Raw genomic sequence first — 24,197 nt, 5'->3', positions numbered from 1 at the left:
AATGAAATGAACCCGACCGGAACGCTAACTGGACGGGCTCCTAGACGATCTCGCTCTCCGCATGGCGGATGTAAGGCGTGACTATACCGATTCATACTGATTTCGTTAAGCTTCCATAAATTTTGGAACGCCTGTTGCAGAACGGTTTCACAACATCGTGACGGCCGGAGCGGTTATGTTTCCGCCCCGGTCCGGAAATTCCTAGCGGATCAGGCGTTGGCGCCACCATCGATGGTCAAGGCGGCGCCGGTGACAAACCGTCCCTCCGGACCCGCGAGCCAGGCAACCATGCCGGCGATATCATTGGCATCGCCAAACCGCGGCGTCGCCATTTTCCGCCGCTGATGTTCAGCGTGCGGGCCACCTTGCGGGTTCATGTCTGTGTCAGTCGAGCCAGGATGAACCACATTGGCGGTGATGCCGCGTGGGCCGAGGTCGCGAGCCAGCGCCTTGGTCAACCCGACCAATGCCGCCTTGCTGGTCGAGTAGGCGGTCAGGTTGGCGTCGGTCACCCGCTCGGCGAGGTTGCTTCCGATTGAGATGATCCTGCCGCCCTCGCCCATATATGCCGACGCTGCCTTGGAGGCGATGAACGGGGCTCTCAGGTTGACTTCCATGGTCTCGTCAAAATCGGTGAGCGACATGGTTTCGAGCGGGGCGGCTCGCCAGATGCCGGCACTGTTGACCAGGATGTCGAGCCGGCCGAAAGCGGCCACTGTGTCGTCAACGGCTTTCTCGATGGCGGCAGCGTCCCGATTGTCGGCCTTGATCGCGATCGCCGAACCGCCGCCGCTCTTGATCCCGTCGACGACAGCGCGAGCCTGCTCCTCGCCATTCACGTAGGTCAAAGCGACACTTGCACCATTGGCCGCCAGCCGTCGCGCAATCGCTGCGCCTATGCCTCTGCTGCCGCCGGTGACCAGCGCGGCCCTGCCGCTCAATTCATTTGCTGACATCGATGTATCCTTTTCTGTAATAATCGATACATAAATACCTGTCAGGCTTGCCTGGCTGCGTCAACTGATTTATGTATCGATCAACACAGAAAAGAGCGCCATGCCCGAACGAGGCCGCCCCCGCACCTTTGACCGGACCGCAGCCTTGCGGCACGCAGTGGATGTGTTTTGGGCGCGCGGCTATGAAGGAGCTTCAATCAGCGACCTGACCGCGGCAATGGGCATCAATTCCCCCAGTCTCTACGCTGCGTTCGGCAGCAAGGAGGCACTGTTCCTCGAGGCGACCGATCTCTACACGCGCATTGAGGGTGCCGATATCTGGCTTGCGTTGGAGGAAGCACCAACAGCGCGGCTGGCGATCGAACGTTTCCTGCAAAGGACCGCCAGGGCCTATTCGCAGACGGATCGTCCGCAAGGGTGCCTGATTACGCTTGGCGCCCTGCACCAGGACAGCACCCGCGGCGCCATCTGCGACGATCTGCGCCGCCGCCGCGCTGAAAATCACACAGCCCTGCGCCAGCGTCTCGAGCGGGGCGTTGCCGAGGGCGAATTGCCGTCCGGGTTTGATTCTGCCGCCGCCGCCACGTTCTTCGCCACGGTTCAGCACGGCATGTCGATCCAGGCACGCGACGGCGCCTCCTGCACGGCCCTGCTGGCGACGGTAGCCGGAGCGATGGCGGCATGGCAGACAATGGTCGGCACTGGTGCGGCGTGACAAACGCCGGCAGGTATGATCGAAATTCGTCTGCCAGCCAGACACGCTGCCCCAGAGATGCTGCGATCGAGAGGAATGACCGGTGAAAAAGGGATATCGCGAGCTGCTGGACGAGGCCAATGCCGAGATAGAAGTGGTTTCACCGGAAGAAGCTGCTGATCTGCTCGACGATGACGGCACTATTTTCGTCGACCTGCGCGATCCCCGCGAAGTCGAACGAGACGGCAGGATCCCTGGTGCTCAGCACGTCACGCGCGGCATGCTGGAATTCTGGATCGACCCGGAAAGCCCTTACCACAAGCCATTCTTCGCCTCGGGCAAAAGCTTTGTGTTCTTCTGTGCCGGCGGTTGGCGCTCGGCACTCGCCACCAAGACGGCGCAAGACATGGGACTGTCGCCGGTGAAACATATCCTTGGTGGCTACACCGCCTGGAAGGCCGCCGGGCTGCCGGTCGAATCCGCAGCCAGGAAGAAATAGACCTGGTTGTCGGGAGATTCAGTGCAGCAGCGCCGGCTCCCGATGATCGGCTACAAAGCCCACGGCGTGTCCGACAACACTCTTGTCGGCGAGAATACGGCGGTGGCCGAGCCCGTCCGCCCAGTAAAGCCGGACGTGATCGCCGGCGGCGGCGTAGTTCCTAGCATGCTCCGCCGATACTTCGCGGTCGTCAGGTGCATGAATCACCAGCGTCGGCACCAATGTACGGGCCAGTTGGCGGTCGCCAACGAACTCCTTGAGCGGCCGGCCGGCAAGACGCTCAACCCGGTCAGCCATGGCCACCTGCGAGCGCGGCCCGACATTGAGCATGCGGCTGAAGTCAGCGAAGATTGCCGGCAATGAGCTTGGTGCCGCGATCAGCACCAGCCGCTCGGCAGCCAGTGGCGGAATGTCTTTTACCGAACCGACCAACGCATTGGCGGCAACGGCGCCGCCGAATGAATGGCCGACGACCGCCGCGAAGGGTCCGAACCATTCGCCCGCATGGCTCGCCGCATCCACCGCATTGACCATGGTCAGCCGGCGGCCAAGCGAATGGCCATGGCCAGGCAGATCGAGTGAGACGACCCTGTAGCCCGCCGTGCGATAGCCTTCGATCAGCGCGCGCATGTATTCGGTGCGCGAACGCCAGCCGTGAATGACAAGGATGGTGCCAGCCGCCGTCCTGCCCGGCTCCGGACGGAATTCGTGCACCATCACGCAGCCGGTCTTCGTTTTCAGCCGGTGATGACGCGCCTCAGCCATGAAATCGGCGGCGCGGTCGACAGCGCGGCGTTCGCCGTCACTTAGCGCCTTGACATTGGGCGTGCGGCAGAACAGTTCGAACGCAGCGCGCCCTGTCAGGCGCGGCGCGACATGTTCAGCTGCACCGAATACACCCCGGATGACCTTCAATCCGAATGATGCCATAGTGATAATCCATCCATTCGTTCAAGCATGAACATAATAGTTCAAAGATGAACAATAAACAAGAGCTACCTTGGGACAACCCGCGCTTTCGCAACTGGGTCGCGGTGGCGCGCGCCTGCCATGCGCTGGAACGCGCATTGGCGGTGAAGCTCGCGCCGCTGGATCTGAAGCCGGCGCAGCTTGACGTGCTGATGAACCTCTATCGCCATCCCGGCATGTCCCAACACGACCTCGCGCGAAAGCTGCTGGTCGGCCGCTCCAACATCACCATGCTGTTGCCGCAACTCGAGGCACGCGGGCTGCTGCGCCGTGAGGGGGACGAAAAGGACAAGCGTGTGTTGCGGCTGACGCTGACGCAACCAGGCGAAGCGCTGCTGATGCAGGCGCTGAAGGTTCATATGGCGCTGATCGAGAAGGCGATGAGCCAGTCGACACCGGAGCAATGCGACATGATCGGTGAGCAGATGCGCAGGATCACCGATGTGTTGAAGGAGGCGTGACCGTCATCCGGTCCCGGCTCTCCCTACCACATCGTTTTCTTCGCCCGCTCCGGCCATTCCTTGTCGTAGGCCTCGCCGTTGATATTCTTGCGGCTGGTGACTTCTAATATCTGCCCGGCTGTCGGCAGCGACTTCGGGTCGACATGTTTTGCCGGGTTCCACAGGTCCGATCGCACGATGGCGCGGGCGCACTGGAAATAGACCGAATCAACATCGACGACGGTTACAGAACGCGCCGGCTTGCCATCGACAGTGAACGAGCCGCAAAGCGCTGTATCCGTCGAGATATGGGCGCGGCCGTTGACGCGCAGCGTCGTTCCGGAGCCCGGCACTAGGAACAGAAGGCCGACGCGCGGATCGCGAATGATGTTGCGCAGCGAATCGGCCCGATTGTTGCCGCGTCGATCGGGCATCATCAGCGTCTTCGGATCGAGGATACGCACGAAACCGGCAAGATCGCCGCGCGGCGAGCAGTCCAGCCCTTCCGGCCCGCTGGTTGCCAGCGCCACAAAGGGCGAGGCCTCGATGAAGGCGGCATATTCGGGGATTACATGGTCGAGTTCCTTGACCAACGAGGCCTCGCCAGGCACGCCATATAGGGCCTCGAGCTGTTCGATCGTGGTGATGACGGACATTGTTACCTCCGAAGGCTATCCGCCGTTACGCCCCATCCATGACGGTTTCACGACGCCCGCCGGCTAAAAACTAGCGGTCCCTGCTCAGCCCCTTTTCCGCAAGCTCGGCGAGATAGGCGGCCCAACGCGCCTCTTTCTCATGGCCAAGCGTATGCAGGTAGTTCCAGGTAAAAATGCCGGTGTCATGAAAGTCGTCGAAGGTGATGCGCACGGCGTAGTTGCCGACGGGCTCGATCTTGAGGATCGCAACGTTGCGCTTGCCGGGAACCGTCACGCGCTGTTCCGGCGAATGGCCCTGAACTTCAGCCGATGGTGAGGCAACACGCAGCAACTCCGCCGGCAGTTCGAACGGCCGGTGATCGGGAAAGGTGACGGAGAGCAATTTGCGGTCTTTCGAGACCCTAAGTTCTTTCGGCGCCGTCATGCTGTTCCATTCCGCATCAATTCCCCCTTCCCTACGCCGCTTCGCGTTGCGGGAAAAGCGCTTTTGGGCGGGCGACACCGGGTGTCGGCGGCGGGATGTTACCAAAGATCAACACCAGCTATCTTGAATGGCAGGCTGGATCGTATCACATAGCAGTATATAACGACGCCATTCGCGGCCACGGGAAGCGCTTGAAGCATGGACATGATCGATCCATTCGGTCGTACGATCAGCTATCTCAGGGTGTCGGTCACCGACCGCTGCGATTTCCGCTGCACCTATTGCATGGCCGAAGACATGGCCTTTCTGCCAAAGAAAGATCTCCTGTCGCTCGAGGAGCTCGACCGGCTATGCACCGTCTTCATCGAAAAGGGCGTGCGGAAACTGCGCCTCACCGGCGGCGAGCCGCTGGTCCGCAAGAACATCATGCATCTTGTGCGCCAGATATCGCGCCACCTCGAAAGCGGTGCGCTTGAAGAGCTGACGCTGACCACCAACGGTTCGCAGCTGTCGCGCTTCGCCGCCGAGCTTGCCGATTGCGGCGTCAAGCGCATCAATGTCTCCTTGGATACGCTGGACGCTGACAAGTTCCACGCCATCACCCGCTGGGGCCATCTCGGCAAGGTCATGGCGGGCATTGACGCAGCCCAGGCGGCCGGGCTGCAAGTGAAGCTGAACGCGGTGGCGCTGAGGGGCTTCAACGACGCCGAGCTGCCGGAGATGATGCGCTGGGCGCATGGCCGTGGCATGGACCTGACGGTCATCGAAACCATGCCGATGGGCGAGATCGAAGCCGACCGCACCGACCAGTATCTGCCGCTGTCGCTGCTGCGTGCCTCTTTGGAGCGCCAGTTCACGCTGGCCGACATTCCCTACAAGACCGGTGGCCCTGCCCGCTATGTTCATGTTGCCGAGACAGGCGGCCGGCTCGGCTTCATCACCCCGATGACGCATAATTTCTGCGAAAGCTGCAACCGCGTGCGGCTGACCTGCACCGGTACGCTCTACATGTGCCTCGGCCAGGACGACGCCGCCGATCTGCGCGGCCCGCTGCGCGCATCCGAAGGCAACGAGCTGCTTGCCAACGCCATCGATGAAGCCATCGGCCGCAAGCCGAAGGGGCATGATTTCATCATCGATCGCCGCACCAGCCGCCCGTCCGTTTCGCGGCACATGAGCGTCACCGGCGGCTGACGTTTTCGGCGATTCATGCCAGGATCGCTCCGATCATCGGATGGAGCAGTCGATGCAATCGCGCCTTTCCATTTTCGTCTCTCTGCTCGCGACCGCCACGCTGGCGGCTGGCGCCAAGGCCGCGCCCTTCACCTATGTGAACGAGCGCTTTGGCACGGTGTGCACCTTTCCCGACGATATCTTCACCGATCGCCAGCCGGAGCCGGACAATGGCGACGGTCAGCAGTGGCTCAGCGGAGACGGCGCCAGCCTGACCTGCTCCGGCATACTCAACATCGATGATGACACGCCGAAAGGTTTCGTCGCGGCGGAGAAAGCCAGCAAGGAGCAAGGCTACAAGGTCACCTACAGCAAGGCCGGCAAGGACTGGGCGGTGTTGTCGGGCCTCAAGGATGGAAACATCTTTTACGAGCGCCGCCTGTTCGGCAAGGATGGCGTCATCCGAACCGTCTTTGTCGAATATGCGCCGGCCCTGAAGTCGAAATACGATCCGCTTGTTGGTGCGATCGCCGGCAGCCTCAAGGGCCCCTGAGCATTTCGGCAACACCGCGAAGAAACTTTATCGGCGGGTGGCTGACCGATTTACCGGCGGCGTGTTCCAGCCTAGCCTCTGGCGCAGCGACTTCTCAACTCGGTGGGGGAATAAACCATGCGCAAACTCGCTCTTTCTCTGGCATTGCTTGGCTTAACAGTGTTGCCGTCGGCGGCGCAGTCAATCGGCGGTACCTACACAGTCGCGGGAACCAATTTCGACGGATCATCCTATGGTGGTGAAGCAACCATCACACTGACCAGCGAGACCACCTGCACGATCCACTGGGAGACCGGCGGTTCGTCCTCCGACGGCATCTGCATGCGCAACGACGATGCGTTCTCGGCAGGCTACGTCTTGGGCAAGGATATCGGCCTTGTCGTCTACAAGGTGCAGGAAGATGGGTCACTGCATGGCCTGTGGACAATCGCCGGCAAGGAAGGCAATGGCACCGAGGTGCTGACGCCCAAGAAGTAGGCCGACCCTGCTATTCAGGCTCCACGGTTGAAGCCAATCGCGTACCGGGTGTTGCGTGTGGTGAAGCCACCGCACGGGCCGGTGCGTGGCCCAGCCCTTTGAGGTTGCTGTTTCATGCCCGGCTGCTACAGGCTTGATGCAAAGCTCAACCGGTAGTCGCCTTGCCACGTTCACCCAACCTTCGCGGCGCGCTGTTCATGATCGTGGCGATGGTCGGCTTTACGCTGAACGACGCGATCACCAAATTCTCTTCGGAATCGATGAGCATGGCGCAGGTCATGCTCATCCGGGGCGTGTTCGCCTCACTTTTTGTCGGCCTGCTCGCCTGGCAGCGCGGCGCGCTCGCGTCCCCTAGGTCCATGCTGCAGCCGTTGGTGGCGATACGCGTCATCGGCGAAGCCGGCGGCACGGTGAGCTTCCTGATCGCGCTTTCTCACTTGCCGATCGCCAGTGTCTCGGCCGTGCTTCAGGCGTTGCCGCTGGCTGTCACGATGGGAGCGGCACTGGTGTTCAATGAAGGCGTCGGCTGGCGGCGCTGGCTCGCCATCGCCGTCGGTTTTGCCGGTGTGATGATCATCGTGCGGCCGGGCTTCGAAGGGTTTAGTGTCTACTCGCTGCTGGCGCTTGCCTGCGTCGGCTTCTGCGCCGTGCGCGACCTTGCCACGAAGCGCATTCCGCAAGCCATCCCGACACTGCTGGTATCGACTGCGACGGCGCTGGCGATGACTATCGTGGGTGCCGCGCTGTTGTCGCCAATGGGCGGCTGGGCGCCAATGACCGGGAAGAGCGTCGCCTTGTTGGCGCTGGCTGCGGTGCTGGTGCTCATCGGCTATCAGTTCATCATCATGGCAATGCGGGCGGGCGATATCTCCTTCATAGCCCCCTTCCGCTACACTGCCCTGATCTGGTCCATCCTGCTTGGCTTGACCATCTTCGGCGACATCCCCGATCCGCCAATGATCATCGGCGCCACGATCATCATCGCCTCCGGTCTTTATGCCTTGTATCGCGAGCGGATCGTCGGCCGGCGAAAGATCGTCGCCGAAAGTACCGGCCCGGCCATGGCCCCGGATGGGATGTAACGCGGTTTCAAAGCTTGTGATTTCCAGCCGCTGGCGTACAGGCTCCATGCGATGAAGCGGAATGTTGCAGGGGTCGTTCTGGCCGGCGGCCAGTCAAGACGGATGGGCGGTGGCGACAAAAGCCTGTTGCCGCTCGGCAGCGGTTGCGTGCTGGATCAGGTGCTTTCGCGTTTCACTATTCAGATTGAAGCAGTGGCGCTCAGCGCCAATGGCGATCCCGCACGGCTTTCGCGTTTCGGGTTGCCAATTCTCGCCGATTCGGTGGCGGGTTTTGCCGGTCCCCTGGCTGGAATTCTGACCGGGTTGGAATGGGCGTCGGCGAATACGGACTGCAAGGCAATCGTCACTGCCGCCGGCGACACGCCGTTTCTGCCGATGGACCTCGTCGAGCGACTTGTCGAAGCGACGGATCAGAACCCCGGCGCCATCGCGGTTGCTTGCTCGGCTGGCAAGCGGCACCCGACATTCGCGCTCTGGCCGCTACGACATCGTGATGCCTTGCGGCACTTTCTTGTCGATGAGGACAACAGGCGGGTTTCGGCCTTCATCGACCGGCACGCATTCGTCGACGTGGAATTTCCAACCCTGGACCTGGCGGGACAGGCGCTTGATCCGTTCTTCAACATCAACATGCCCGACGATCTTGCCGAAGCCGAGCGTCTGTTGCAGAGCATGACGTCATGAGCAGACGCGTTTTCGGCATCACCGGCTGGAAGAACTCCGGCAAGACGACACTGACCGAGAAGCTGGTCAGCGAACTCGTTGCGCGCGGCTGGAAAGTATCGACTGTAAAACATGCTCATCACGATTTCGATATCGACAAGCCCGGCGCTGACAGCTTCCGGCATCGTCAGGCCGGAGCCATGGAAGTCGCTATCGTGTCCGGCAACCGCTGGGCGCTGATGCACGAACTGCGCGGCGAGGATGAGCCGGTGCTGGAGGCTATCCTGTCACGCCTAGCGCCTTGCGACCTGGTGCTGGTCGAGGGCTACAAGCGCGAAGCGCACCGCAAGATCGAAACGCGGCGACGTGGGGCAAAGGACGGCACCCCACTGTCGGCAAACGATCCTAATATTGTCGCCGTTGCCGCCGACTTCCTGGTCGAAGGCGAGCAACTGCCGGTATTCGATCTCGATGATGTGAAATCGGTAGCCGACTTCATCGAGCGTGCAACCGGACTTGTTGCTTGAGCAAGTAACGCAAGGGCAGAATAGCCTTGCCTATTTTTGTGGTTTTGCAGTTGCTTTTTTCTTGGAAAGAGTGGGAGTATCGCCGTAGCGGGCGGTCAAAAGCACCGCCCCACAGAGCCGTTTTGGAACGACGGCCGGGACCATAAAGAGAGGACTATCATGCGTATTGCACTGCGTATCGCGCTTGCCGCATCGGCTGCGTTGCTGACGCTCGGCGTAGCCCAGGCACAGGAAAAGACCCTGAAGATCGGCACCGAAGGCGCGTACCCACCGTTCAACAACCTCACCTCCGACGGCAAGCTCGTCGGTTTCGACATCGACATCGCCCAGGCGCTTTGCGATCAGATGAAGGTGAAGTGCACCTTTGTCGCCCAGGATTGGGACGGCATCATTCCGGCACTTCAGGCCGGAAAGTTCGACGCCATCGTCGCTTCGATGTCGATCACGCCGGAGCGCATGGAAAAGGTCGACTTCACGCACAAATACTACAACACGCCTTCGGCCCTCGCCGCACCGAAAGACACCACGCTCAAGGGCGTGACCAAGGCGGACCTCGCGGGCAAGACGGTCGGCGTCGCCACCACCACGACCCACTTCAACTATGCTTCGAAGACCTTCACCGACAGCACCGTCAAGGGCTACCCGAGCAGCCCCGAGGAACAGGCTGATCTGGCCAACGGCCGTCTCGACGCCATCGAAGACGATATCGTTGTGCTGAGCCAGTGGCTGGATACGCCGGATGGCGCCTGCTGCAAGATTCTTGGCACGCCGTCGCCGCAGCCGGTTGAAATCTTTGGACCCGGTGCCGGTATCGCCGTACGCAAGGGCGAAACGGATCTGGTCAACCAGCTCAACGCGGCCATCGACGCCATCCGCGCCAACGGAAAGTACAAGGAAATCAACGACAAGTACTTCAAGTTCGACGTCTTCGGCGGCGGTGCCTGATCGATAAGGTCAAGACGGCGGGGAACTTCCCCGCCGTCTTTCATTTCTTCTCAGGAACACCGTGGAGATAAGATCACTCAATGCCAGCCCAAAGCATATGGACGCTTCTCACTTGGGGACCCGACGGCTGGCTTGACGATATAGCGTATGGCGCAATGGTCACCGTCGCGCTCGCGCTCGCCACGCTTCCCATTGGCCTGGCAATTGGGTTTTTCATAGCGCTGGCCAAGCAGTCCGAGGAACCCTCGCTGCGCTTGGCCGCCAACATCTACACAACGGTCTTCCGTGGCCTGCCGGAACTGGTGACGCTGTTCCTGTTTTTCTTCGGCGTGCCGATTCTGCTGCAACATCTCGTCAGATACTTTCGGCCCGATGCGACCATCGACGTCAACGGCTTCGTCGCCGGTATGATCGTGCTTGCGCTGATCTTTTCGTCCTACGCCAGCGAAGTTTTCCTGTCCGCGTTCCGCGCCATTCCAAAAGGCCAGTATGAAGGCGGTTATTCCATCGGCCTCTCCTACGGGCAGACGATGCGCAAGGTGATCCTGCCGCAACTGCTTCGGATCGCCTTCCCAGGTCTTGAAAATTGCTGGCTGAGCCTGCTCAAGGACACATCGCTGGTATCGGTGGTTGGCCTCGCGGAAACGCTGCGCGCCGCCGGTGTGGCCGCGCGCGTCACCAAGCACGCATTCCTGTTTTACAGCGTGGCTTCGCTGGTGTTTCTCGGTCTCGCTGTTGTGTCCTCTTTCGCCACCGGCGCTATCTTGCGCTCGCTCGGCCGTCGGGAGGCGCAACGATGAGCGTCGCAACCACCCTGGTCGAACGTCCACCGCCACGCGTGCGAGGCTGGCCGAGGTCAAGAATCATCGGCTATGCGCTGGTTGGCTTCTGGATTGCGTTCGGGCTTGGCATCGTCTCCTATCTGGTCTTTGCCTGGAATGCCGACTTCTTCGCCAAATATGCACCGGCCTATCTCAAGGGCCTCGGCGTTACCCTGTCACTGGTCGCCATCTCGATGGTGCTTGGCGCGATCATGTCGCTCCCGGTCGCCTACGGGCGTATGTCGAAGAACCGGATTCTGTCCGGTCTGGCCTATTGCTACGTCTATTTCTTCCGGGGCACGCCGCTGCTCGTCCAGACCTACCTCGTCTATTACGGCTTGGGCTCATTCAGGGTGGAACTCCAGGCGGTCGGCCTCTGGGACTTTTTCAAGGACGCGTTCAACTGCGGCGTCTTCGCCTTTGCCCTCAACACCGCGGCTTACCAGGCCGAGATTCTTCGCGGTGCCATCGAAAGCGTTCCCAAGGGGCAATGGGAGGGTGCCGCTTCAATGGGCCTGCACAAGCTGCAGACGCTGCGCAAGATCATCCTGCCCCAGGCGCTGATCGTTGCCTTGCGGCCCTACGGCAATGAACTGATCCTGATGGTCAAGGCTTCCGCCATCGTCGCCATCATCACCGTCTATGACTTGATGGGCATGGCAAAGCTCGCCTTCGCCAACTCGTTCGACATTCAGGCCTATATCTGGGTCGCGCTTGTCTATCTGGTGATGGTCGAAATCCTGCGCCACGCAATCGAATGGATCGAACGCCGGATCACCATACATCTGAAGCGCTGACCGGGCTCACCCGGTCTGCACCAGTCGTTCAGCCCGCGCGTGCCTTGACGAATTCGGCGCAGGGCCTAGAGCTTGCCTCGGCAAATTCCGTTTCCGTCTAAAGGGGCAAGTCCATGGCATCAGTGGCATTTCTCGGTCTTGGCGTCATGGGCTATCCCATGGCCGGGCACTTGAAGAACAAGGGCGGCCATGACGTTACGGTCTACAACCGCACCAAGGCCAAAGCCGAGCAATGGGTTGCCGAGCATGGCGGCGGCCTCGCTCTGACCCCGGCAGCGGCGGCTGATGGCAAGGACTTTGTCTTCTCCTGCGTCGGCAATGACGACGATCTTCGTTCCGTGACGACAGGCGCGCAAGGCGCGTTCCAGGCAATGAAGAAGGGTTCCGTCTTCATCGACAACACCACCGCATCGGCGGAAGTCGCGCGCGAACTGGCGCAAGCAGCCGACGCACACGGCTTTTCGTTTCTCGATGCGCCGGTCTCAGGCGGTCAGGCCGGCGCAGAGAACGGTGTCCTGACGGTCATGGTCGGCGGTGAGCAGCACGCCTTCGACAAGGCGAGGCCAGTCATTGATGCCTTTGCCCGCATGGTCGGCTTGATGGGGTCGGCGGGTGCCGGCCAGCTTACCAAGATGATCAACCAGATCACCATAGCCGGGTTGGTGCAGGGGCTGGCCGAAGGCATTCATTTCGGCAAGAAGGCCGGGCTCGACATCGAAAAGGTGATCGAGGTGATTTCCAAGGGCGCCGCCGGTTCCTGGCAGATGGAAAACCGCCACAAGACGATGAATGCCGGCAAATATGATTTCGGTTTCGCCGTCGACTGGATGCGCAAGGATCTCGGCATCTGCCTGGCCGAGGCCGACCGCAACGGCGCCAAACTGCCGGTGACCGCACTTGTCGACCAGTTCTACAAGGATGTGCAGGCCATGGGCGGCAAGCGCTGGGACACGTCCTCGCTGCTGGCGCGCCTGGAGAAATAGGACTTTGCTTGACCGAGCTTTCGCCCGAATCCAGCGCTGAGGAGATCGTCGCGCACCTGCGCGAGATCGGTTCGGAGGAGAACCGGCTTGGCATGCTGCGCTATGGCATCAAGATCGATCGGGCGCTCGGCATCTCGCATGGTGTGCAGCGGCAGATAGCCAAGCGAATCAAGCGCAATCATGAGCGTGCTTTCACGCTTTGGGAAACAGGCATCATGGAGGCGCAGTTCATTGCTTCCGTCACGGCTGACCCGAAGCGTTTTTCCGCTGCGGATGCAAAGCGATGGGCGGCGACTTTCGACTCCTGGGATATCGTGGATGGCGTCTCGGACCTGTTTGTCGATACGGATTCCTGGAGGCAGCTGATCGACGCCTTCGCGGCCGACGAACGGGAATTCGTTCGGCGCACTGCCTTCGCTATGATGGCTTGGTCGGTCGTCCACCGGAAGAAAGAGCCGGAAACAACCTTTCTAGAGTTTTTGCCAATTATCGAAGCCCATGCCAACGACAGGCGCAATTTCGTGAAGAAGGCCGTGAACTGGGCACTTCGATCGATCGGCAAGCGGTCGACGAGCTTGCACGCCCCTGTCCTTGCGCTGGCGGAGAAACTCGCAAACACCACCGACAAGACCGCGCGCTGGATCGGCAAGGATGCAATTAGGGAATTGAGCCATCCCAAAACGCTTGAGCGGCTGGCGGCAAAGACAAGGCCCAGGACATGACCGAGCTGGATTTTTTTCCTGTCACGCAAAAGACGTGGCCTGATTTCGAGACGCTGTTCGTGCAGCCAGGCGGTCCCAAATACTGCTGGTGCATGAGCTGGCGCGAACTCGCCGATCGTCAGTCGGCCAGCAGCCCGGACAAGAAAAAGGCTATGGCCGCGATCGTGGCTGCCGGCACGCCGGTAGGCATCATCGCCCGCTCGGGTGCCGAGGTCATCGGCTGGTGTTCGGTTGCACCCCGAGAGACCTTTCGGAAACTCTCGCCGCATCAGGATGACAGCGAGAAGGGCATCTGGTCGATCGTTTGCTTTTTCGTTACACGCCCTCATCGCAAAAGCGGCGTTGGTGCCGCGTTGCTCGACGCGGCTATAGAGTACGCCCACAACAACGGGGCTTCCGCCGTGGAGGCCTATCCGGTCGATCCGGACTCGCCGAGCTTCCGCTTCATGGGCTTCAAAGCGATGTTTGCCGCGCGCGGATTCCGGGCAATTGGCATGGCCGGCTCACGCCGGCACGTGATGCGGCTTGAGGGTTGACGTGCGTTGCTCGGACAGTTTTATGTTGTCTTGATGAGAGGAGGCGCTCGATGTGCAAACGTCTCAAATCGACAATCGCCCTGACGAGTATGGTTGTCCTTTCCGTTGCCTCTGCCAACGCTTCCGTCGAGACCATGCACATTTTCTGGAAGGATCTGCGGCCGGCAACGCAGGTGGCGGCGGAAAGTGCCGGACTGCCGATGATCGCGGCAAAAATGCCCGACCATGGCGAGACGCTATCCCTCAACTTTCAGGGCAAAACCATTCAACTGGCCGGTTATGCGCTGCCGGTCGATCGCGAAGGCGATCTCGTCTATCAGTTCCTGCTGGTGCCGTGGACAGGCGCGTGCAGCCACATGCCGACACCGCCGCCGAACCAGATCGTGCTCGTTACCCCTGCCCATCCCTACAAGATGTCACAGGCCTATCAGGCGGTCGCGGTTACCGGTGCACTGACGCCCGACATGGAGAAAAGCCAGCTCTTCATCCTCGATGGCGTCAGCGTCATCCAGTCGGGCTACACCGTGCGTAAGGCTGAGGTGATCAATGTCGACACGGTGCCGGACACCATCATCTTGCCGGTAAACTCGCCTTGGAGTTTTCTCAACAAGAAGAACTGAGCCGGCTGGCTCGCTCATGCGGCGTTGGCGCCGGACTCCTTGTCCAGAACCATGTAATCGAGCGGCATCTCTGTCGTGTACTTGATCTGCTCCATGGCGAAGGAGGACGAGACGTCGCGGATTTCGATCTTCGCGATCAGCCGCTTGTAGAACGCATCGTATGCCGCAATGTCGGGCACCACCACGCGGAGAAGGTAATCGACGTCGCCGCTCATGCGGTAGAACTCGACCACTTCCGGAAATTCCTGAATGACTTCCGAGAAGCGCCGCAGCCATTCGTGGCTGTGCGAATTGGTGCGGATCGACACGAACACCGTGACGCGCACATTGACCTTCTCGTGATCGAGAATGGCAACGCGCCGCTTGATGACGCCCTCTTCCTCAAGCTTCTGGATGCGCCGCCAGCAAGGCGTCGTCGACAGCCCGACTTTCTTGGCGACATCGGCGACGGCAAGTGTCGCGTCCTCCTGCAAAAGGCGGAGAATTTTTCTATCGAGGCGATCCATTTCGTGCTCCCTGCCGGATGTCGCCCCAAATGCGCAGCGGTTTGGGATGACGACATACACAACGCTTGTGGAATAGATTGGGCTTGTGGAATAGATTGGGCTTGTGGAATAGATTGGCTATATTCCGCCTTATAGCCCCCTTTCACAAGAAAGAAATTCTGCCAAATGACACAAATGCGAGCGATTTCTTGCTGAAAGATCAGCCGAGGCGATAGCGGATTTCTGATCTGAGAAACGGCAGCAAATCCATTTCAAACCATGGATTCTGCTTCAACCAGCCGCTGTTGCGCCAGGATGGATGCGGTAGCGGCAGCACTTTCGGACCGGCGGAACTGTCCCAGATGGCGCGCCAGTCCATCACCGTCTCCGTTAATGTAGAGCGGCGCAAGGCACCCATATGCCAGGATTGCGCATAGATGCCGATCGTCAGCACCAGGTCGATCTGCGGCATCAACGCCATCAAGGGCGCACGCCAGGCAGGCGCGCATTCGCGGCGCGGTGGCAAATCACCGCCCTTGGCATCCTGGCCGGGAAAGCAGAAGCCCATTGGAACGATGGCGAATTTTTCGATGTCGTAGAACTCTTCGCTGGTGACATCGAGCCAGCGTCGCAGCCTGTCGCCGGAAGCGTCCGTGAAGGGCATGCCTGAAATATGGACTTTCGTGCCCGGGGCCTGCCCGGCGATCAGGATGCGCGCGGTCGATGACGCCATCAGAACAGGGCGCGGCTCGTGCGGCAGCGGCCGGCCAACCGGGTTCTCCACGCAGATCCGGCAAGCACGAACCGCCGCGGCAAGGTTCTCGAGTTCGGCACGCATTGTCAGGCGGCAGCGCTCGGCCGACCCGACACCGCCAGATACCAGCGCAGCACATTGGTGCATTCATCCGGCACTTTGATGCGTGCCGGCTTCATGAAATCGACAGCGATCATCCCGGTGATGTCGGCGATTGAATAGGCATCGCCGGCAACGAATTCTCGCGTTGCCAGCTCACTATCGAGCAATCGCACGAACTCGACCGCCTTCGGCTTGTTGGCCTCGCCCCATTCCGGGATTTGAGGGATTTCCCACTCCTTCATCGCCGGATGAATGTGGCGAAAGGCTTGCGCGACGCTGCTGAGCAGGTTCAGTTCCATCCGTCTTTGCCACATCTCAACCTGTGCCTTGCCGAGCGCTCCGCGTCCAAACAGGGCCGGTTCAGGATGCAGTTCTTCGAAATAGCGGCAGATGGCGACCGATTCGGTGATGATGGTGCCGTCATCCAGTTCGAGCACCGGCAAGCGCTGCAGCGGGTTGCGCGAGCTGACGCTCTCTCGCTTGTGCTCCAAAGCGCCCATGTCGACGGGCACCAGCGGTACGCTGAGACCTTTCTCGGCAAGGAAAACGCGAACCCGCCGCGGATTGGGGGCACGCCCGCCGTCAAAGAGTTTCATATTTTCCTCCGGGTCGTTTTGGCCTCGATAGACCATGGGATGCTCATAGGCTCGTTCCGTGTCACCAGAAGCGAAATATCTCGCGCAAGGCATCGCCCATGGAAGCCAGCGTACCGTGCTTCCTCTCCACGACGCCACCATGATGGCTGTCGCGCCAGTCTTGCGGCCGCTCGAACGTTCCAGCCCAGATGCCGGCCCTGGCAGCCCGCGCGGCCGCTTCCTCGGCTTCGAAATCACCATAGGCGACCGCCCATCCGGCCTCTACCTGCGCACGATTAAGATCCTTGCCGCCGGCCGAGCAGGTGCCGAGCAACCGGCCGTAGCGGTCATGTTGCCAGCCGGCGCAGGATACGGGGTTACCGGCAATCAACCGCACCAGTGCCTGCCGCGAAAGCTGCCCGCAGGGATAGTCGGCGCTATCCTTGCGGCAGATCTGCGAATATTCCGGCGCATCGATGCCGCGCATGCGGATGCGCTCGGCGCCGAGCGTGATGGAGTCACCGTCGTTGATGACGGCCCTGCCCTCAGCCTTGCGTGTCTCCACGCGGTCGAGGCGCGCCGCTAGGAGGATCAGCAGTCCCAGGAGGACGATTGTCAGGCCATAGTCGAGAAGCTTGTGCCAAAGGCTTCGCGGAGGCGGAGCCGCATACCGCCGGCGCGACCACGAGCGGCTCATATGGCAAACGGTTGGTTAATCATTCGAACGTAGCTTAACACTTTGAAACCGCTGCCTGCATAAATCGAAGTTTCCATGCCCTTGCAACGCTCGAACACAGCGGACAAGTTTATTGTGGACCGCCGAAAACGCCATCGCAACAGCGATGTCGCGCGCGCGGTGCGCAAGACGCGCGACCGTCTTTCGCAGCAGGCGGGCAATCCCGATTTCGACCGTGAGCTCCTGAAACTCCATGCGCGTGCGATGATAAGCGGCGCTATAGCTCTCCCACTTCTCGTCCTCGCGATCGCCGCACTCGGCCGGTTTGCCGGCGTCGGCAACGAAATCGGTCTTTGGGCGCTGTTCACGCTGACCTGCTACACCATCGTTACATTCATGGCGAGCCGCGTTGAACGCACTGCGGCTTCCGAACTCAACCCATTGCAAACGCAAAGAGAATTCTTGGTTGGCCACTTCCTTTGCGGGCTCGGCTGGGCATGGTTTGTCTGGCTCGGCTGCGATGCATGCCAGATCAATCAGCTGCAGGTGGTCAAAGCGGTGGTGCTGATGGTTGCCATGGCGGCAACCGCGGTGATGGCCTCTTCGCTGCGCGGCGCCCTGCTGGTGACCTTTGCGGTGCCCGCGACGTTCTATGCCTATGCGGGAGCCAGACTGTGGATGCCGATCGAGGTAATCATGGTCGTGCTGCTGCTCGTGTCGCTGCCCTTCTTCGATTATGTGGCGCGCCATCTCAACCATTCATCCCTGATGCTCCTGTCGTTCCGCTCAGAAAAGGATGCGTTGATCGCCGAACTGGAGACGGCGAAGTCGATGTCCGATGAGGCGCGGCGTCGAGCCGAAGACGCCAATCTGGCAAAGTCGCGTTTCCTCGCCTCGATGAGCCATGAATTGCGCACGCCGCTCAATGCCATCCTCGGTTTCTCAGAAGTAATGTCGAATGAAGTGCTGGGGCCGATGAGCAATCCCACCTATCGCGACTACGCACACGACGTGCATGAATCCGGCCAGCATCTGCTCGACCTGATCAACGAGATCCTCGACCTGTCGCGCATCGAGGCCGGCCGCTACCAGCTCAACGAAGAGCCGGTGATGCTGCTCAACATCGTCGAGGATTGCTGCCACATGATGGAGCTCAGGGCGCGCAACAAGGATATCCGCGTCATCCAGGATTTTGAAAACGTTCTGCCACGCCTGTTCGCCGACGAACGCGCTGTGCGTCAGATCACCCTCAACCTCCTGTCCAACGCGATCAAATTCACCGCGACCGGCGGCGAAATCCGTGTCCGTGTCGGCTGGACGGCAGGCGGCGGCCAATACATTTCGATCAAGGACAACGGTCCCGGCATTCCCGAGGACGAGATTCCGATCGTGCTTTCCGCTTTCGGCCAGGGTTCGATCGCCATCAAGAGCGCCGAGCAAGGCACCGGACTTGGCCTGCCCATCGTGCAAGGCCTGCTCGCCATGCATGGCGGCGAATTCGAGCTTCATTCCAAATTGCGCGAAGGCACCGAGGCGCTCGCCATTTTCCCGCTGAGCCGGGTGATGGAGGAGTTGCCGGCGCTGCCGACGGCGGTCGTTGCAGCACGGCGGCGTTGACGCCTATCTGACGGCAGCAGCCATGCCCGAACTGGTCAATGCCGCTGCCTTGACCAGACCAGCCGCAAGCGCGGCCCCTACTCCTTCGCCGTGGCTGACGCCAAGATCGAGAACCGGACGAAGGCCGAGCCTCTCCGCTGCCTTGGTATGCGCTGGCTCGCTGGATATGCTGGCGAGCAGGCAGTGATCGAGCACGGCCGGATTGACACAATGAAGAGCCGCGGCGGCGGCGGTCGCCACCAAGCCGTCGAGCAGCACCGGGATCTTCTGCATTCGCGCCGCCAGGATAGCGCCGGCAATGGCCGCGAATTCGCGGCCGCCAACCCGCCGCAACGCTTCGAGCGGGTCGCTGAGATGCGCGCCATGAAAGGCCAAGGCCGCATCGACCACCTCCGCTTTGCGCGCGCGCATAGCCGCATCGGCTCCAGACCCGGCACCAACCCAGTCGGCGCCCTCGCCGCCGAACAATGCAGCAAGCAAGGCGGCGGCGACGGTGGAATTGCCAACGCCAAGATCGCCAAGGCAAAGCAGGTCGGTGCCGCCGGCTATGGCCTCCATGCCAAAAGCCATCGTGGCGGCACAGCCGCGCTCGTCGAGTGCTGCATCCTCGGTGATGTCGGCGGTCGGAATGTGCAAGGCGAGATCGAAGACCTTCAGCCCGAGATCGTTGGCGATGCACACCTGGTTGATTGCCGCCCCGCCAGCGGCGCACTGTTCGACCGCGTTGGCGGTGGCGGCCACCGGCCGTGGCGAAATGCCGTGACGGGTAACGCCGTGGTTGCCGGCAAAGACGGCGACCAGCGGGCGTGTCACCGCTGGCGGCGCACGGCCGCTCCAGCCCGCCAGCCAGGCCGCGATATCCTCGATGAGGCCGAGCGATCCCACAGGCTTGTCGGCTTTGGCAAACAAGGTCCGAACCCGGTTCTCGGCGTCAGCGTCGGCCGGCGGCAGGTTGGCCAGCAGGTTGCGAAAGTCATCGAAAGGCAGCGCGCTGGTCATGTCGTTCCTGATCGTCCTTGGCCTGATCGTCCCTGAAATGCACCAGCGGCATAGCCGCGTTGACCGGCCGGCACAACCTCCTGGCACAACGCCGCGGCATTGACGCGAAAACGGTTGCCCACGGCGCATTCCGGAGGGCTTGCATTGGCTTGGCCGTTGCACCATGTGGAGACAAGAAGGGAATCCTTTGGCGATGGGAGAGCCCGAGAGAACATCATGACGGGCATCGAATCCCCCTGCATCCTGGTCTGTTCGATCGACATGAAAACCGGCTTCTGTTTCGGTTGCGGCCGCACACGCGAGGAAATCGGCGGCTGGATCGGCATGACACCGGAAACACGCCGCAATGTCATGGCGGAACTGCCTGCCCGGCTGGAGACGGTAGAGCGCCGGCCGCGCCGGGAAACACGCCGCACCCGCATGGCGCGAGAGCGCGATTCACTGTCGTGATGGGTGGCTGACATGAACCGACTGTTGTGGATTTTGTTGCTGCTGATCGGGGTGAGTGTCGCCCTGCTCATGTTCAACGATTCCGCCGGTAGCACGCTCGGCGTTGAGAATTACGATTTCGGCCGGCTGGTCTGGCTTGGCGCGATCGCGGCCCTCGTTGGTGCCGGCCTGTTGCGTTCAGGCCGCCCCGTTGGTGCCATGGCCCGCAATCTTGGCGCCTGGGCGGCAATCGTGTTGGTGCTTATCGCCGGCTACCAGTACCGCTACGAATTGCAGGATTTCGCGAGCCGCGTAACCGCAGGCCTTGTTCCAGGCAGCCCGCTTGCGTTGGGCGTGGATGACGGCCATGCCACGGTGACCCTGGACAAGGCCGATAACGGCCATTTCGAAGCGCGCATCCTGGTCAACGGCAAGCCGATCCGCACCGTTGTGGACACCGGCGCCACCAGCACGGTGCTGACCGCCGAGGACGCGCGCGCTGCCGGCTACGATCCGGACACCCTCAACTTCACCATTCCAGTCTCGACCGCGAACGGCATAGCACGCGCCGCTGGCGTGAAAACGAACGAACTCGCGATCGGTGGCATCGTACGCAGGAACATGCCTGTGATGGTTGCTGCACCCGGTGCGCTTGGCCAGAGCCTGCTTGGAATGAATTTCATCAGTTCGCTGTCGGGTTTCGACGTCCGAGGCGACCGCATGATCCTCAGGGACTGAGATCACGCAGCTTCGGCAGCGCCATTCAAATCCAAGGCGGCAAAAGCCGTCCGAAGCACATCCGGCCCAGCGCCAGGTTTGGTTGCATCGGTGGACAGGATTTGCCGATAACGGCGAGCGCCCGGAAGCCCGTGGAACAGCCCAACCATGTGACGAGTGACATGGCCAAGCCGCCCACCCTGTTCGATATGCCGCGCCGCGTAGCCTGCCATGGTGTCGATCAGCCCGGCGAAATCGAACGCTTCCGCCTGTCCGTTGTAGAATGCGGCATCGACGCCAGCCAGGATGCCTGGCGTGTGATAGGCAGCGCGGCCGAGCATGGCACCGTCGACCTGATCAATGTGGCGACGGGCCTCCTCGATGGATTGAATTCCGCCATTGATACCTATGAATTGGTTCAGTTTTCCGGCCTTCAATCGATAGACCCTCTGATAGTCGAGCGGCGGGATGTCGCGGTTCTCCTTCGGGCTCAATCCTTCCAGCCACGCCTTGCGCGCATGCACCCACAGCGCATCCGCGCCCGCATCGAAAACACCATCGGCGAGCGCATCGAGCGCCGGCTCGGGATCCTGCTCGTCGACGCCGATACGGCATTTGACCGTGACCGGGACTTTCACCGCTGCTTTCATCGCCGCGACACAATCGGCGACGAGCACCGGCACCTTCATCAGGCAGGCGCCGAATGTGCCCGACTGGACACGGTCGGATGGGCAGCCGACATTGAGGTTGATTTCGTCATAGCCAAAGGCCTCGCCAATCCGCGCCGCCTCGGCAAGCTTCCGCGGGTCGGAGCCGCCGAGCTGCAGCGCTACAGGATGCTCCGCGTCATCGAAGCCGAGCAGCCGTTCGCGCGTACCGTGGATAACGGCATCGGCCACCACCATCTCGGTATAGAGCAGCGCACGGCTGGTCAGTTGGCGATGGAAGAACCTGCAATGCCGGTCCGTCCAGTCCATCATCGGGGCCACGGCCACTCTATGATCTTGATTTTTCAGCATTTTTTCTTTAACATCAAATCGTTAGTACCTGCCGAGTGCACACGAATTTACGCCAGAATACGACCCTTTTCGCCACGTTTCGATCTCTCAGTGCACATGGAGCGCACACGAAAAAATGGCCACCTACACAAAGCTCTCGTCCGGTTCCTGGCGTGTCCAGGTCCGTCGCAAAGGTCGCTACGTCAGCGAGACCTTCCTGCGCCGAGGCGACGCACGGCGCTGGGCGACCGAAACCGAGCGCCAAGTCGATCGCGGTGAGACGCCGACCAAGTCCCGTATAGCGCGCCTGAAAACTTTCGGCGACCTCATCGACCTTCATATCGGCGACATGAGCGATGTAGGCAAGTCCCCTCGCCGCTCCAAGGCCGCAGCCCTCAATATGCTCCAAAGACATCTGGGGAAGTGCAACGTCGCAACTCTTGATCGCGAGCGCCTCATTCGTTTCGGCCGCGAACGTGCCTCCCAGGGCGCCGGGCCGATGACTCTTGGTATCGACATCGGCTTTATAAAACTCGTCCTGTCTCATGCCGCCGCAGTTCACGGTCTTTCGGTCAAGGTCGAACCGGTCGACCTGGCGCGTATCGCTCTGACAAGACTTGGCCTTGTCGGTAAAGGGAACGAGCGAGACAGGAGGCCCAGCCAAGATGAGATCGACAGGCTCATCGCCCACTTCAATTCAAATCCTAGGCAGATAGCGCCTGTTGATCGCATTATACGTTTTGCCGTTGCTACGGCCATGCGCCAGGAGGAGATTTGCAAAGCGCGTTGGTCTGACGTCGATTCTCGCATGCGGATGCTGCTCATCCGCGACCGAAAAGATCCTCGAAACAAGAAGGGGAACAATCAGCGCATACCGCTGTTCGCTGCAACCGGATACGATGCTTGGGCGGTTGTCGAGGAGCAGCGCGAAAGGCGCAGCAACGACGATGATCGAATTTTCCCTTTCAATCATCGGTCAGTCGGCACCGCCTTCCGCCGAGGGTGCGCTGGCCTTGGCATCCAGGACCTTCATTTTCATGACTTGCGCCACGAAGGGACAAGTCGCCTGTTTGAAGCTGGGTTCACGATTGAACAGGTCGCGCTGGTCACAGGGCACAAAGATTGGAAGATGCTACGACGATACACGCATCTAAAGCCGGAGATGCTTCATACTATCCACGCGACGAAGGCTGCATAGCTAATTGAGGAGTGGCAGCAGCAGTCAACCATCAAGCCTGGATTTGCAGACCGATGTCGGGGGACATCTCGTTCATCCATTTATGCAGGAAGTTAACCCTGCACGTCCTCATTGGGCCATAGTCGCTTAGCGCTGGGTTCTGCTTTTTCCCTCGCCAACCTCTGCTGGCGCAGTCGCGCTGTTTTTGCTTCTCGAACCAAGCGCTCACCTTCAATGGCGATTTTCGCCTCTCGTGTGGCGCGTTCAATTTTTTCTTTGTCGACACGGCGCTGGGTCAAATGAGCCTCCATCATCGAAGGCCGGTAAAATGGCTAAGGCTCACAAAAGTTCCTCGTGGAACGTTGGCAATGTACTTGGTTAGAAACGTACATCAGAATGCCCTTGCGTCATGCGGCTGAGAGAGCATATGACTCCATTTTCATCAGCCTGAGCACTGCAGGTTTCGTAGGAGCTCCGCCATGAACCAGAACCAAAGCTATCCGCTGTTCGCACTTGATTTTGATATCGTTCGTGAGGCCTTCATAAAGTCGGTTGTTGAATTAGCTATCCCAGAGGACCGTTGGGCAGCACAGGCCAGACGGCTGTTGATGGAACTGGCCGATAACGAGCCCGACGAAGAGATGATCGGCAGCATTATTGGCCAGCGGTCGCATTCCTAGACGGCTCAATAACCGCTGCCTCATCAAGCTCGGCCTCCAACTGGTCGCCGACGGGCTTTGTTCTTGAGCCCGGCGCCGACTTCCCGTCAAAGCCGTCGAGCCACGCGCCGGCCTGCTCTTGCCAGAAGTCGGGGACGGCGCGTTCCTTTCCGTCCTTGCGGGCTTGAGCCCCGTACATAGAAGCGTATGTCTCGCGCTCCTGGTCCTTTTTAGCGACCGCCATTTGAGTTCGCCTTTCAATAAATCTGCACCCCTAGGCGCTCGTTCTTCCGCCACCGCACTACGGCACGATAACTCGCCTCATCCGCAGGTACATGTAGGACGAACCGGTCAGGAACGACGGTGCCTGGCCTCACTCGTAGTTCCGCGCCGTGGGCGTGCTGGTTGCTGACCGAGCAAGGGATGTTCGCATCTTCGGTGACGATGATCGCATCCTTTAGCACGATCTCCC

General features: G+C 60.7%; 32 protein-coding genes. 21 read left to right on the top strand and 11 right to left on the bottom strand.

Annotation, left to right across the window (positions count from 1 at the left end; genetic code table 11):
- Positions 1-209 precede the first annotated feature (209 nt).
- Positions 210-956 carry a 3-oxoacyl-ACP reductase family protein gene (locus GA829_RS21865; protein ID WP_195174725.1) on the bottom strand — a complete coding sequence of 249 codons (747 nt, stop codon included), beginning with the start codon at positions 954-956 and terminating at the stop codon, positions 210-212.
- Between the two features lie 100 nt (positions 957-1,056).
- Here GA829_RS21865 and GA829_RS21860 point away from each other — a divergent pair, with 100 nt between their 5' ends.
- Positions 1,057-1,671, top strand: coding sequence for a TetR/AcrR family transcriptional regulator (locus tag GA829_RS21860; RefSeq protein ID WP_195174724.1), 615 nt, complete (start codon positions 1,057-1,059; stop codon positions 1,669-1,671).
- Between the two features lie 82 nt (positions 1,672-1,753).
- The gene (locus tag GA829_RS21855; RefSeq protein ID WP_195174723.1) at positions 1,754-2,149 is read left to right on the top strand and encodes a rhodanese-like domain-containing protein; all 396 of its coding nucleotides are present in this window, start codon (positions 1,754-1,756) and stop codon (positions 2,147-2,149) included.
- Between the two features lie 18 nt (positions 2,150-2,167).
- On the opposite strand, the gene GA829_RS21850 is transcribed toward GA829_RS21855, so the two are convergent.
- The gene (locus GA829_RS21850) at positions 2,168-3,079 is read right to left on the bottom strand and encodes an alpha/beta hydrolase (RefSeq protein WP_195174722.1); all 912 of its coding nucleotides are present in this window, start codon (positions 3,077-3,079) and stop codon (positions 2,168-2,170) included.
- A 47-nt stretch (positions 3,080-3,126) separates the two neighbouring features.
- Here GA829_RS21850 and GA829_RS21845 point away from each other — a divergent pair, with 47 nt between their 5' ends.
- On the top strand, positions 3,127-3,579 hold the full coding sequence (locus tag GA829_RS21845; RefSeq protein ID WP_195174721.1) for a MarR family winged helix-turn-helix transcriptional regulator: 453 nt from the start codon (positions 3,127-3,129) through the stop codon (positions 3,577-3,579).
- Positions 3,580-3,602: 23 nt separating this feature from the next.
- On the opposite strand, the gene GA829_RS21840 is transcribed toward GA829_RS21845, so the two are convergent.
- Both GA829_RS21840 and GA829_RS21835 read right to left on the bottom strand, forming a co-directional pair.
- Positions 3,603-4,214 carry a pyridoxamine 5'-phosphate oxidase family protein gene (locus GA829_RS21840; protein WP_195174720.1) on the bottom strand — a complete coding sequence of 204 codons (612 nt, stop codon included), beginning with the start codon at positions 4,212-4,214 and terminating at the stop codon, positions 3,603-3,605.
- Positions 4,215-4,284: 70 nt separating this feature from the next.
- Entirely contained in the window at positions 4,285-4,638 is a 354-nt protein-coding gene (locus GA829_RS21835; RefSeq protein ID WP_195174719.1) for a gamma-butyrobetaine hydroxylase family protein, read from the bottom strand.
- Between the two features lie 198 nt (positions 4,639-4,836).
- Between GA829_RS21835 and moaA the strand changes: the two genes are divergently transcribed.
- The 13 genes from moaA to GA829_RS21770 all read left to right on the top strand — a co-directional run bounded on the left by moaA (position 4,837) and on the right by GA829_RS21770 (position 14,537).
- The gene (gene moaA, locus GA829_RS21830; RefSeq protein ID WP_195174718.1) at positions 4,837-5,832 is read left to right on the top strand and encodes a GTP 3',8-cyclase MoaA; all 996 of its coding nucleotides are present in this window, start codon (positions 4,837-4,839) and stop codon (positions 5,830-5,832) included.
- 52 nt (positions 5,833-5,884) lie between these two features.
- Positions 5,885-6,364 carry a hypothetical protein gene (locus GA829_RS21825; RefSeq protein WP_195174717.1) on the top strand — a complete coding sequence of 160 codons (480 nt, stop codon included), beginning with the start codon at positions 5,885-5,887 and terminating at the stop codon, positions 6,362-6,364.
- 117 nt (positions 6,365-6,481) lie between these two features.
- Complete coding sequence (locus GA829_RS21820) at positions 6,482-6,841, top strand: hypothetical protein (protein ID WP_195174716.1); 360 nt, start codon at positions 6,482-6,484, stop codon at positions 6,839-6,841.
- Between the two features lie 161 nt (positions 6,842-7,002).
- Positions 7,003-7,923: a DMT family transporter gene (locus tag GA829_RS21815; protein WP_195174715.1), complete on the top strand. Its 921-nt coding sequence runs from the start codon at positions 7,003-7,005 to the stop codon at positions 7,921-7,923.
- Positions 7,924-7,974: 51 nt separating this feature from the next.
- On the top strand, positions 7,975-8,607 hold the full coding sequence (mobA, locus tag GA829_RS21810) for a molybdenum cofactor guanylyltransferase MobA (protein ID WP_195174714.1): 633 nt from the start codon (positions 7,975-7,977) through the stop codon (positions 8,605-8,607).
- Positions 8,604-9,113, top strand: a complete 510-nt coding sequence (mobB, locus tag GA829_RS21805; RefSeq protein ID WP_195174713.1) for a molybdopterin-guanine dinucleotide biosynthesis protein B — start codon at positions 8,604-8,606, stop codon at positions 9,111-9,113. The genes mobA and mobB overlap by 4 nt, the downstream gene beginning before the upstream one ends.
- Positions 9,114-9,272: 159 nt before the next feature.
- Complete coding sequence (locus tag GA829_RS21800) at positions 9,273-10,058, top strand: ABC transporter substrate-binding protein (RefSeq protein WP_195174712.1); 786 nt, start codon at positions 9,273-9,275, stop codon at positions 10,056-10,058.
- Between the two features lie 80 nt (positions 10,059-10,138).
- Positions 10,139-10,858: an ABC transporter permease gene (locus GA829_RS21795; protein WP_195174711.1), complete on the top strand. Its 720-nt coding sequence runs from the start codon at positions 10,139-10,141 to the stop codon at positions 10,856-10,858.
- On the top strand, positions 10,855-11,676 hold the full coding sequence (locus tag GA829_RS21790; protein WP_195174710.1) for an ABC transporter permease: 822 nt from the start codon (positions 10,855-10,857) through the stop codon (positions 11,674-11,676). Before GA829_RS21795 ends, GA829_RS21790 begins: the two co-directional genes overlap by 4 nt.
- Positions 11,677-11,789: 113 nt before the next feature.
- Entirely contained in the window at positions 11,790-12,659 is an 870-nt protein-coding gene (locus tag GA829_RS21785) for an NAD(P)-dependent oxidoreductase (RefSeq protein WP_195174709.1), read from the top strand.
- Between the two features lie 8 nt (positions 12,660-12,667).
- Positions 12,668-13,381 (top strand): DNA alkylation repair protein, encoded by a 714-nt coding sequence (locus GA829_RS21780; RefSeq protein ID WP_195174708.1) that lies wholly within the window; start codon positions 12,668-12,670, stop codon positions 13,379-13,381.
- Positions 13,378-13,917: a GNAT family N-acetyltransferase gene (locus tag GA829_RS21775; protein ID WP_195174707.1), complete on the top strand. Its 540-nt coding sequence runs from the start codon at positions 13,378-13,380 to the stop codon at positions 13,915-13,917. Before GA829_RS21780 ends, GA829_RS21775 begins: the two co-directional genes overlap by 4 nt.
- Before the next feature lie 50 nt (positions 13,918-13,967).
- Positions 13,968-14,537, top strand: coding sequence for a DUF3299 domain-containing protein (locus GA829_RS21770; RefSeq protein WP_195174706.1), 570 nt, complete (start codon positions 13,968-13,970; stop codon positions 14,535-14,537).
- 14 nt (positions 14,538-14,551) lie between these two features.
- On the opposite strand, the gene GA829_RS21765 is transcribed toward GA829_RS21770, so the two are convergent.
- The 4 genes from GA829_RS21765 to GA829_RS21750 all read right to left on the bottom strand — a co-directional run bounded on the left by GA829_RS21765 (position 14,552) and on the right by GA829_RS21750 (position 17,150).
- Positions 14,552-15,043 carry an Lrp/AsnC family transcriptional regulator gene (locus tag GA829_RS21765; RefSeq protein WP_006333679.1) on the bottom strand — a complete coding sequence of 164 codons (492 nt, stop codon included), beginning with the start codon at positions 15,041-15,043 and terminating at the stop codon, positions 14,552-14,554.
- A gap of 199 nt (positions 15,044-15,242) precedes the next feature.
- Positions 15,243-15,923: a uracil-DNA glycosylase family protein gene (locus tag GA829_RS21760; RefSeq protein WP_195174705.1), complete on the bottom strand. Its 681-nt coding sequence runs from the start codon at positions 15,921-15,923 to the stop codon at positions 15,243-15,245.
- The gene (locus GA829_RS21755) at positions 15,863-16,474 is read right to left on the bottom strand and encodes a glutathione S-transferase (RefSeq protein ID WP_195174704.1); all 612 of its coding nucleotides are present in this window, start codon (positions 16,472-16,474) and stop codon (positions 15,863-15,865) included. The genes GA829_RS21760 and GA829_RS21755 overlap by 61 nt, the downstream gene beginning before the upstream one ends.
- 61 nt (positions 16,475-16,535) lie before the next feature.
- Positions 16,536-17,150 carry a thermonuclease family protein gene (locus GA829_RS21750; RefSeq protein ID WP_195174703.1) on the bottom strand — a complete coding sequence of 205 codons (615 nt, stop codon included), beginning with the start codon at positions 17,148-17,150 and terminating at the stop codon, positions 16,536-16,538.
- 75 nt (positions 17,151-17,225) lie between these two features.
- Between GA829_RS21750 and GA829_RS21745 the strand changes: the two genes are divergently transcribed.
- Positions 17,226-18,746 (top strand): sensor histidine kinase, encoded by a 1,521-nt coding sequence (locus tag GA829_RS21745; RefSeq protein WP_195174702.1) that lies wholly within the window; start codon positions 17,226-17,228, stop codon positions 18,744-18,746.
- 3 nt (positions 18,747-18,749) lie between these two features.
- Here the strand turns inward: GA829_RS21745 and GA829_RS21740 are convergent, their stop codons facing one another.
- A complete protein-coding gene (locus GA829_RS21740; protein ID WP_195174701.1) occupies positions 18,750-19,745 on the bottom strand; it encodes a nicotinate-nucleotide--dimethylbenzimidazole phosphoribosyltransferase in 996 nt (331 codons plus the stop codon).
- A 216-nt stretch (positions 19,746-19,961) separates the two neighbouring features.
- Between GA829_RS21740 and GA829_RS21735 the strand changes: the two genes are divergently transcribed.
- Both GA829_RS21735 and GA829_RS21730 read left to right on the top strand, forming a co-directional pair.
- The gene (locus tag GA829_RS21735; RefSeq protein WP_195174700.1) at positions 19,962-20,195 is read left to right on the top strand and encodes a DUF1289 domain-containing protein; all 234 of its coding nucleotides are present in this window, start codon (positions 19,962-19,964) and stop codon (positions 20,193-20,195) included.
- A gap of 12 nt (positions 20,196-20,207) precedes the next feature.
- Entirely contained in the window at positions 20,208-20,912 is a 705-nt protein-coding gene (locus GA829_RS21730) for a TIGR02281 family clan AA aspartic protease (RefSeq protein WP_195174699.1), read from the top strand.
- 2 nt (positions 20,913-20,914) lie between these two features.
- On the opposite strand, the gene dusA is transcribed toward GA829_RS21730, so the two are convergent.
- The gene (gene dusA / locus GA829_RS21725; protein ID WP_195174698.1) at positions 20,915-21,910 is read right to left on the bottom strand and encodes a tRNA dihydrouridine(20/20a) synthase DusA; all 996 of its coding nucleotides are present in this window, start codon (positions 21,908-21,910) and stop codon (positions 20,915-20,917) included.
- 115 nt (positions 21,911-22,025) lie between these two features.
- Here dusA and GA829_RS21720 point away from each other — a divergent pair, with 115 nt between their 5' ends.
- Positions 22,026-23,087, top strand: coding sequence for a tyrosine-type recombinase/integrase (locus tag GA829_RS21720; protein WP_195174697.1), 1,062 nt, complete (start codon positions 22,026-22,028; stop codon positions 23,085-23,087).
- Positions 23,088-23,179: 92 nt separating this feature from the next.
- Here the strand turns inward: GA829_RS21720 and GA829_RS21715 are convergent, their stop codons facing one another.
- Positions 23,180-23,365 (bottom strand): hypothetical protein, encoded by a 186-nt coding sequence (locus GA829_RS21715; RefSeq protein WP_195174696.1) that lies wholly within the window; start codon positions 23,363-23,365, stop codon positions 23,180-23,182.
- Positions 23,366-23,545: 180 nt separating this feature from the next.
- Between GA829_RS21715 and GA829_RS21710 the strand changes: the two genes are divergently transcribed.
- Positions 23,546-23,746 (top strand): hypothetical protein, encoded by a 201-nt coding sequence (locus tag GA829_RS21710; RefSeq protein ID WP_195174695.1) that lies wholly within the window; start codon positions 23,546-23,548, stop codon positions 23,744-23,746.
- Positions 23,747-24,197 lie beyond the last annotated feature (451 nt).

The organism is Mesorhizobium sp. INR15, assembly GCF_015500075.1.
Taxonomy (GTDB): Bacteria; Pseudomonadota; Alphaproteobacteria; order Rhizobiales; family Rhizobiaceae; genus Mesorhizobium.
Note: the sequence above shows the minus strand (reverse complement) of the source record. Positions and strands in the feature narration are given on the sequence as shown.

What these genes read in the sequence shown, in the direction of transcription:
- GA829_RS21845 (WP_195174721.1), top strand. Translation starts at nt 3,127, where the DNA reads ATGAACAATAAACAAGAGCTACCTTGGGACAACCCGCGCTTTCGCAAC.
- GA829_RS21790 (WP_195174710.1), top strand. Translation starts at nt 10,855, where the DNA reads ATGAGCGTCGCAACCACCCTGGTCGAACGTCCACCGCCACGCGTGCGA.
- GA829_RS21710 (WP_195174695.1), top strand. Translation starts at nt 23,546, where the DNA reads ATGAACCAGAACCAAAGCTATCCGCTGTTCGCACTTGATTTTGATATC.
- GA829_RS21750 (WP_195174703.1), bottom strand. Translation starts at nt 17,150, where the DNA reads ATGAGCCGCTCGTGGTCGCGCCGGCGGTATGCGGCTCCGCCTCCGCGA.
- GA829_RS21735 (WP_195174700.1), top strand. Translation starts at nt 19,962, where the DNA reads ATGACGGGCATCGAATCCCCCTGCATCCTGGTCTGTTCGATCGACATG.
- GA829_RS21865 (WP_195174725.1), bottom strand. Translation starts at nt 956, where the DNA reads ATGTCAGCAAATGAATTGAGCGGCAGGGCCGCGCTGGTCACCGGCGGC.
- GA829_RS21740 (WP_195174701.1), bottom strand. Translation starts at nt 19,745, where the DNA reads ATGACCAGCGCGCTGCCTTTCGATGACTTTCGCAACCTGCTGGCCAAC.
- GA829_RS21720 (WP_195174697.1), top strand. Translation starts at nt 22,026, where the DNA reads ATGGCCACCTACACAAAGCTCTCGTCCGGTTCCTGGCGTGTCCAGGTC.
- GA829_RS21745 (WP_195174702.1), top strand. Translation starts at nt 17,226, where the DNA reads ATGCCCTTGCAACGCTCGAACACAGCGGACAAGTTTATTGTGGACCGC.
- GA829_RS21835 (WP_195174719.1), bottom strand. Translation starts at nt 4,638, where the DNA reads ATGACGGCGCCGAAAGAACTTAGGGTCTCGAAAGACCGCAAATTGCTC.
- GA829_RS21730 (WP_195174699.1), top strand. Translation starts at nt 20,208, where the DNA reads ATGAACCGACTGTTGTGGATTTTGTTGCTGCTGATCGGGGTGAGTGTC.
- GA829_RS21800 (WP_195174712.1), top strand. Translation starts at nt 9,273, where the DNA reads ATGCGTATTGCACTGCGTATCGCGCTTGCCGCATCGGCTGCGTTGCTG.
- GA829_RS21755 (WP_195174704.1), bottom strand. Translation starts at nt 16,474, where the DNA reads ATGAAACTCTTTGACGGCGGGCGTGCCCCCAATCCGCGGCGGGTTCGC.
- GA829_RS21760 (WP_195174705.1), bottom strand. Translation starts at nt 15,923, where the DNA reads ATGCACCAATGTGCTGCGCTGGTATCTGGCGGTGTCGGGTCGGCCGAG.
- GA829_RS21770 (WP_195174706.1), top strand. Translation starts at nt 13,968, where the DNA reads ATGTGCAAACGTCTCAAATCGACAATCGCCCTGACGAGTATGGTTGTC.
- GA829_RS21850 (WP_195174722.1), bottom strand. Translation starts at nt 3,079, where the DNA reads ATGGCATCATTCGGATTGAAGGTCATCCGGGGTGTATTCGGTGCAGCT.
- GA829_RS21860 (WP_195174724.1), top strand. Translation starts at nt 1,057, where the DNA reads ATGCCCGAACGAGGCCGCCCCCGCACCTTTGACCGGACCGCAGCCTTG.
- mobB (WP_195174713.1), top strand. Translation starts at nt 8,604, where the DNA reads ATGAGCAGACGCGTTTTCGGCATCACCGGCTGGAAGAACTCCGGCAAG.
- mobA (WP_195174714.1), top strand. Translation starts at nt 7,975, where the DNA reads ATGAAGCGGAATGTTGCAGGGGTCGTTCTGGCCGGCGGCCAGTCAAGA.
- GA829_RS21825 (WP_195174717.1), top strand. Translation starts at nt 5,885, where the DNA reads ATGCAATCGCGCCTTTCCATTTTCGTCTCTCTGCTCGCGACCGCCACG.
- GA829_RS21795 (WP_195174711.1), top strand. Translation starts at nt 10,139, where the DNA reads ATGCCAGCCCAAAGCATATGGACGCTTCTCACTTGGGGACCCGACGGC.
- moaA (WP_195174718.1), top strand. Translation starts at nt 4,837, where the DNA reads ATGGACATGATCGATCCATTCGGTCGTACGATCAGCTATCTCAGGGTG.
- GA829_RS21840 (WP_195174720.1), bottom strand. Translation starts at nt 4,214, where the DNA reads ATGTCCGTCATCACCACGATCGAACAGCTCGAGGCCCTATATGGCGTG.
- dusA (WP_195174698.1), bottom strand. Translation starts at nt 21,910, where the DNA reads ATGCTGAAAAATCAAGATCATAGAGTGGCCGTGGCCCCGATGATGGAC.
- GA829_RS21785 (WP_195174709.1), top strand. Translation starts at nt 11,790, where the DNA reads ATGGCATCAGTGGCATTTCTCGGTCTTGGCGTCATGGGCTATCCCATG.
- GA829_RS21820 (WP_195174716.1), top strand. Translation starts at nt 6,482, where the DNA reads ATGCGCAAACTCGCTCTTTCTCTGGCATTGCTTGGCTTAACAGTGTTG.
- GA829_RS21765 (WP_006333679.1), bottom strand. Translation starts at nt 15,043, where the DNA reads ATGGATCGCCTCGATAGAAAAATTCTCCGCCTTTTGCAGGAGGACGCG.
- GA829_RS21775 (WP_195174707.1), top strand. Translation starts at nt 13,378, where the DNA reads ATGACCGAGCTGGATTTTTTTCCTGTCACGCAAAAGACGTGGCCTGAT.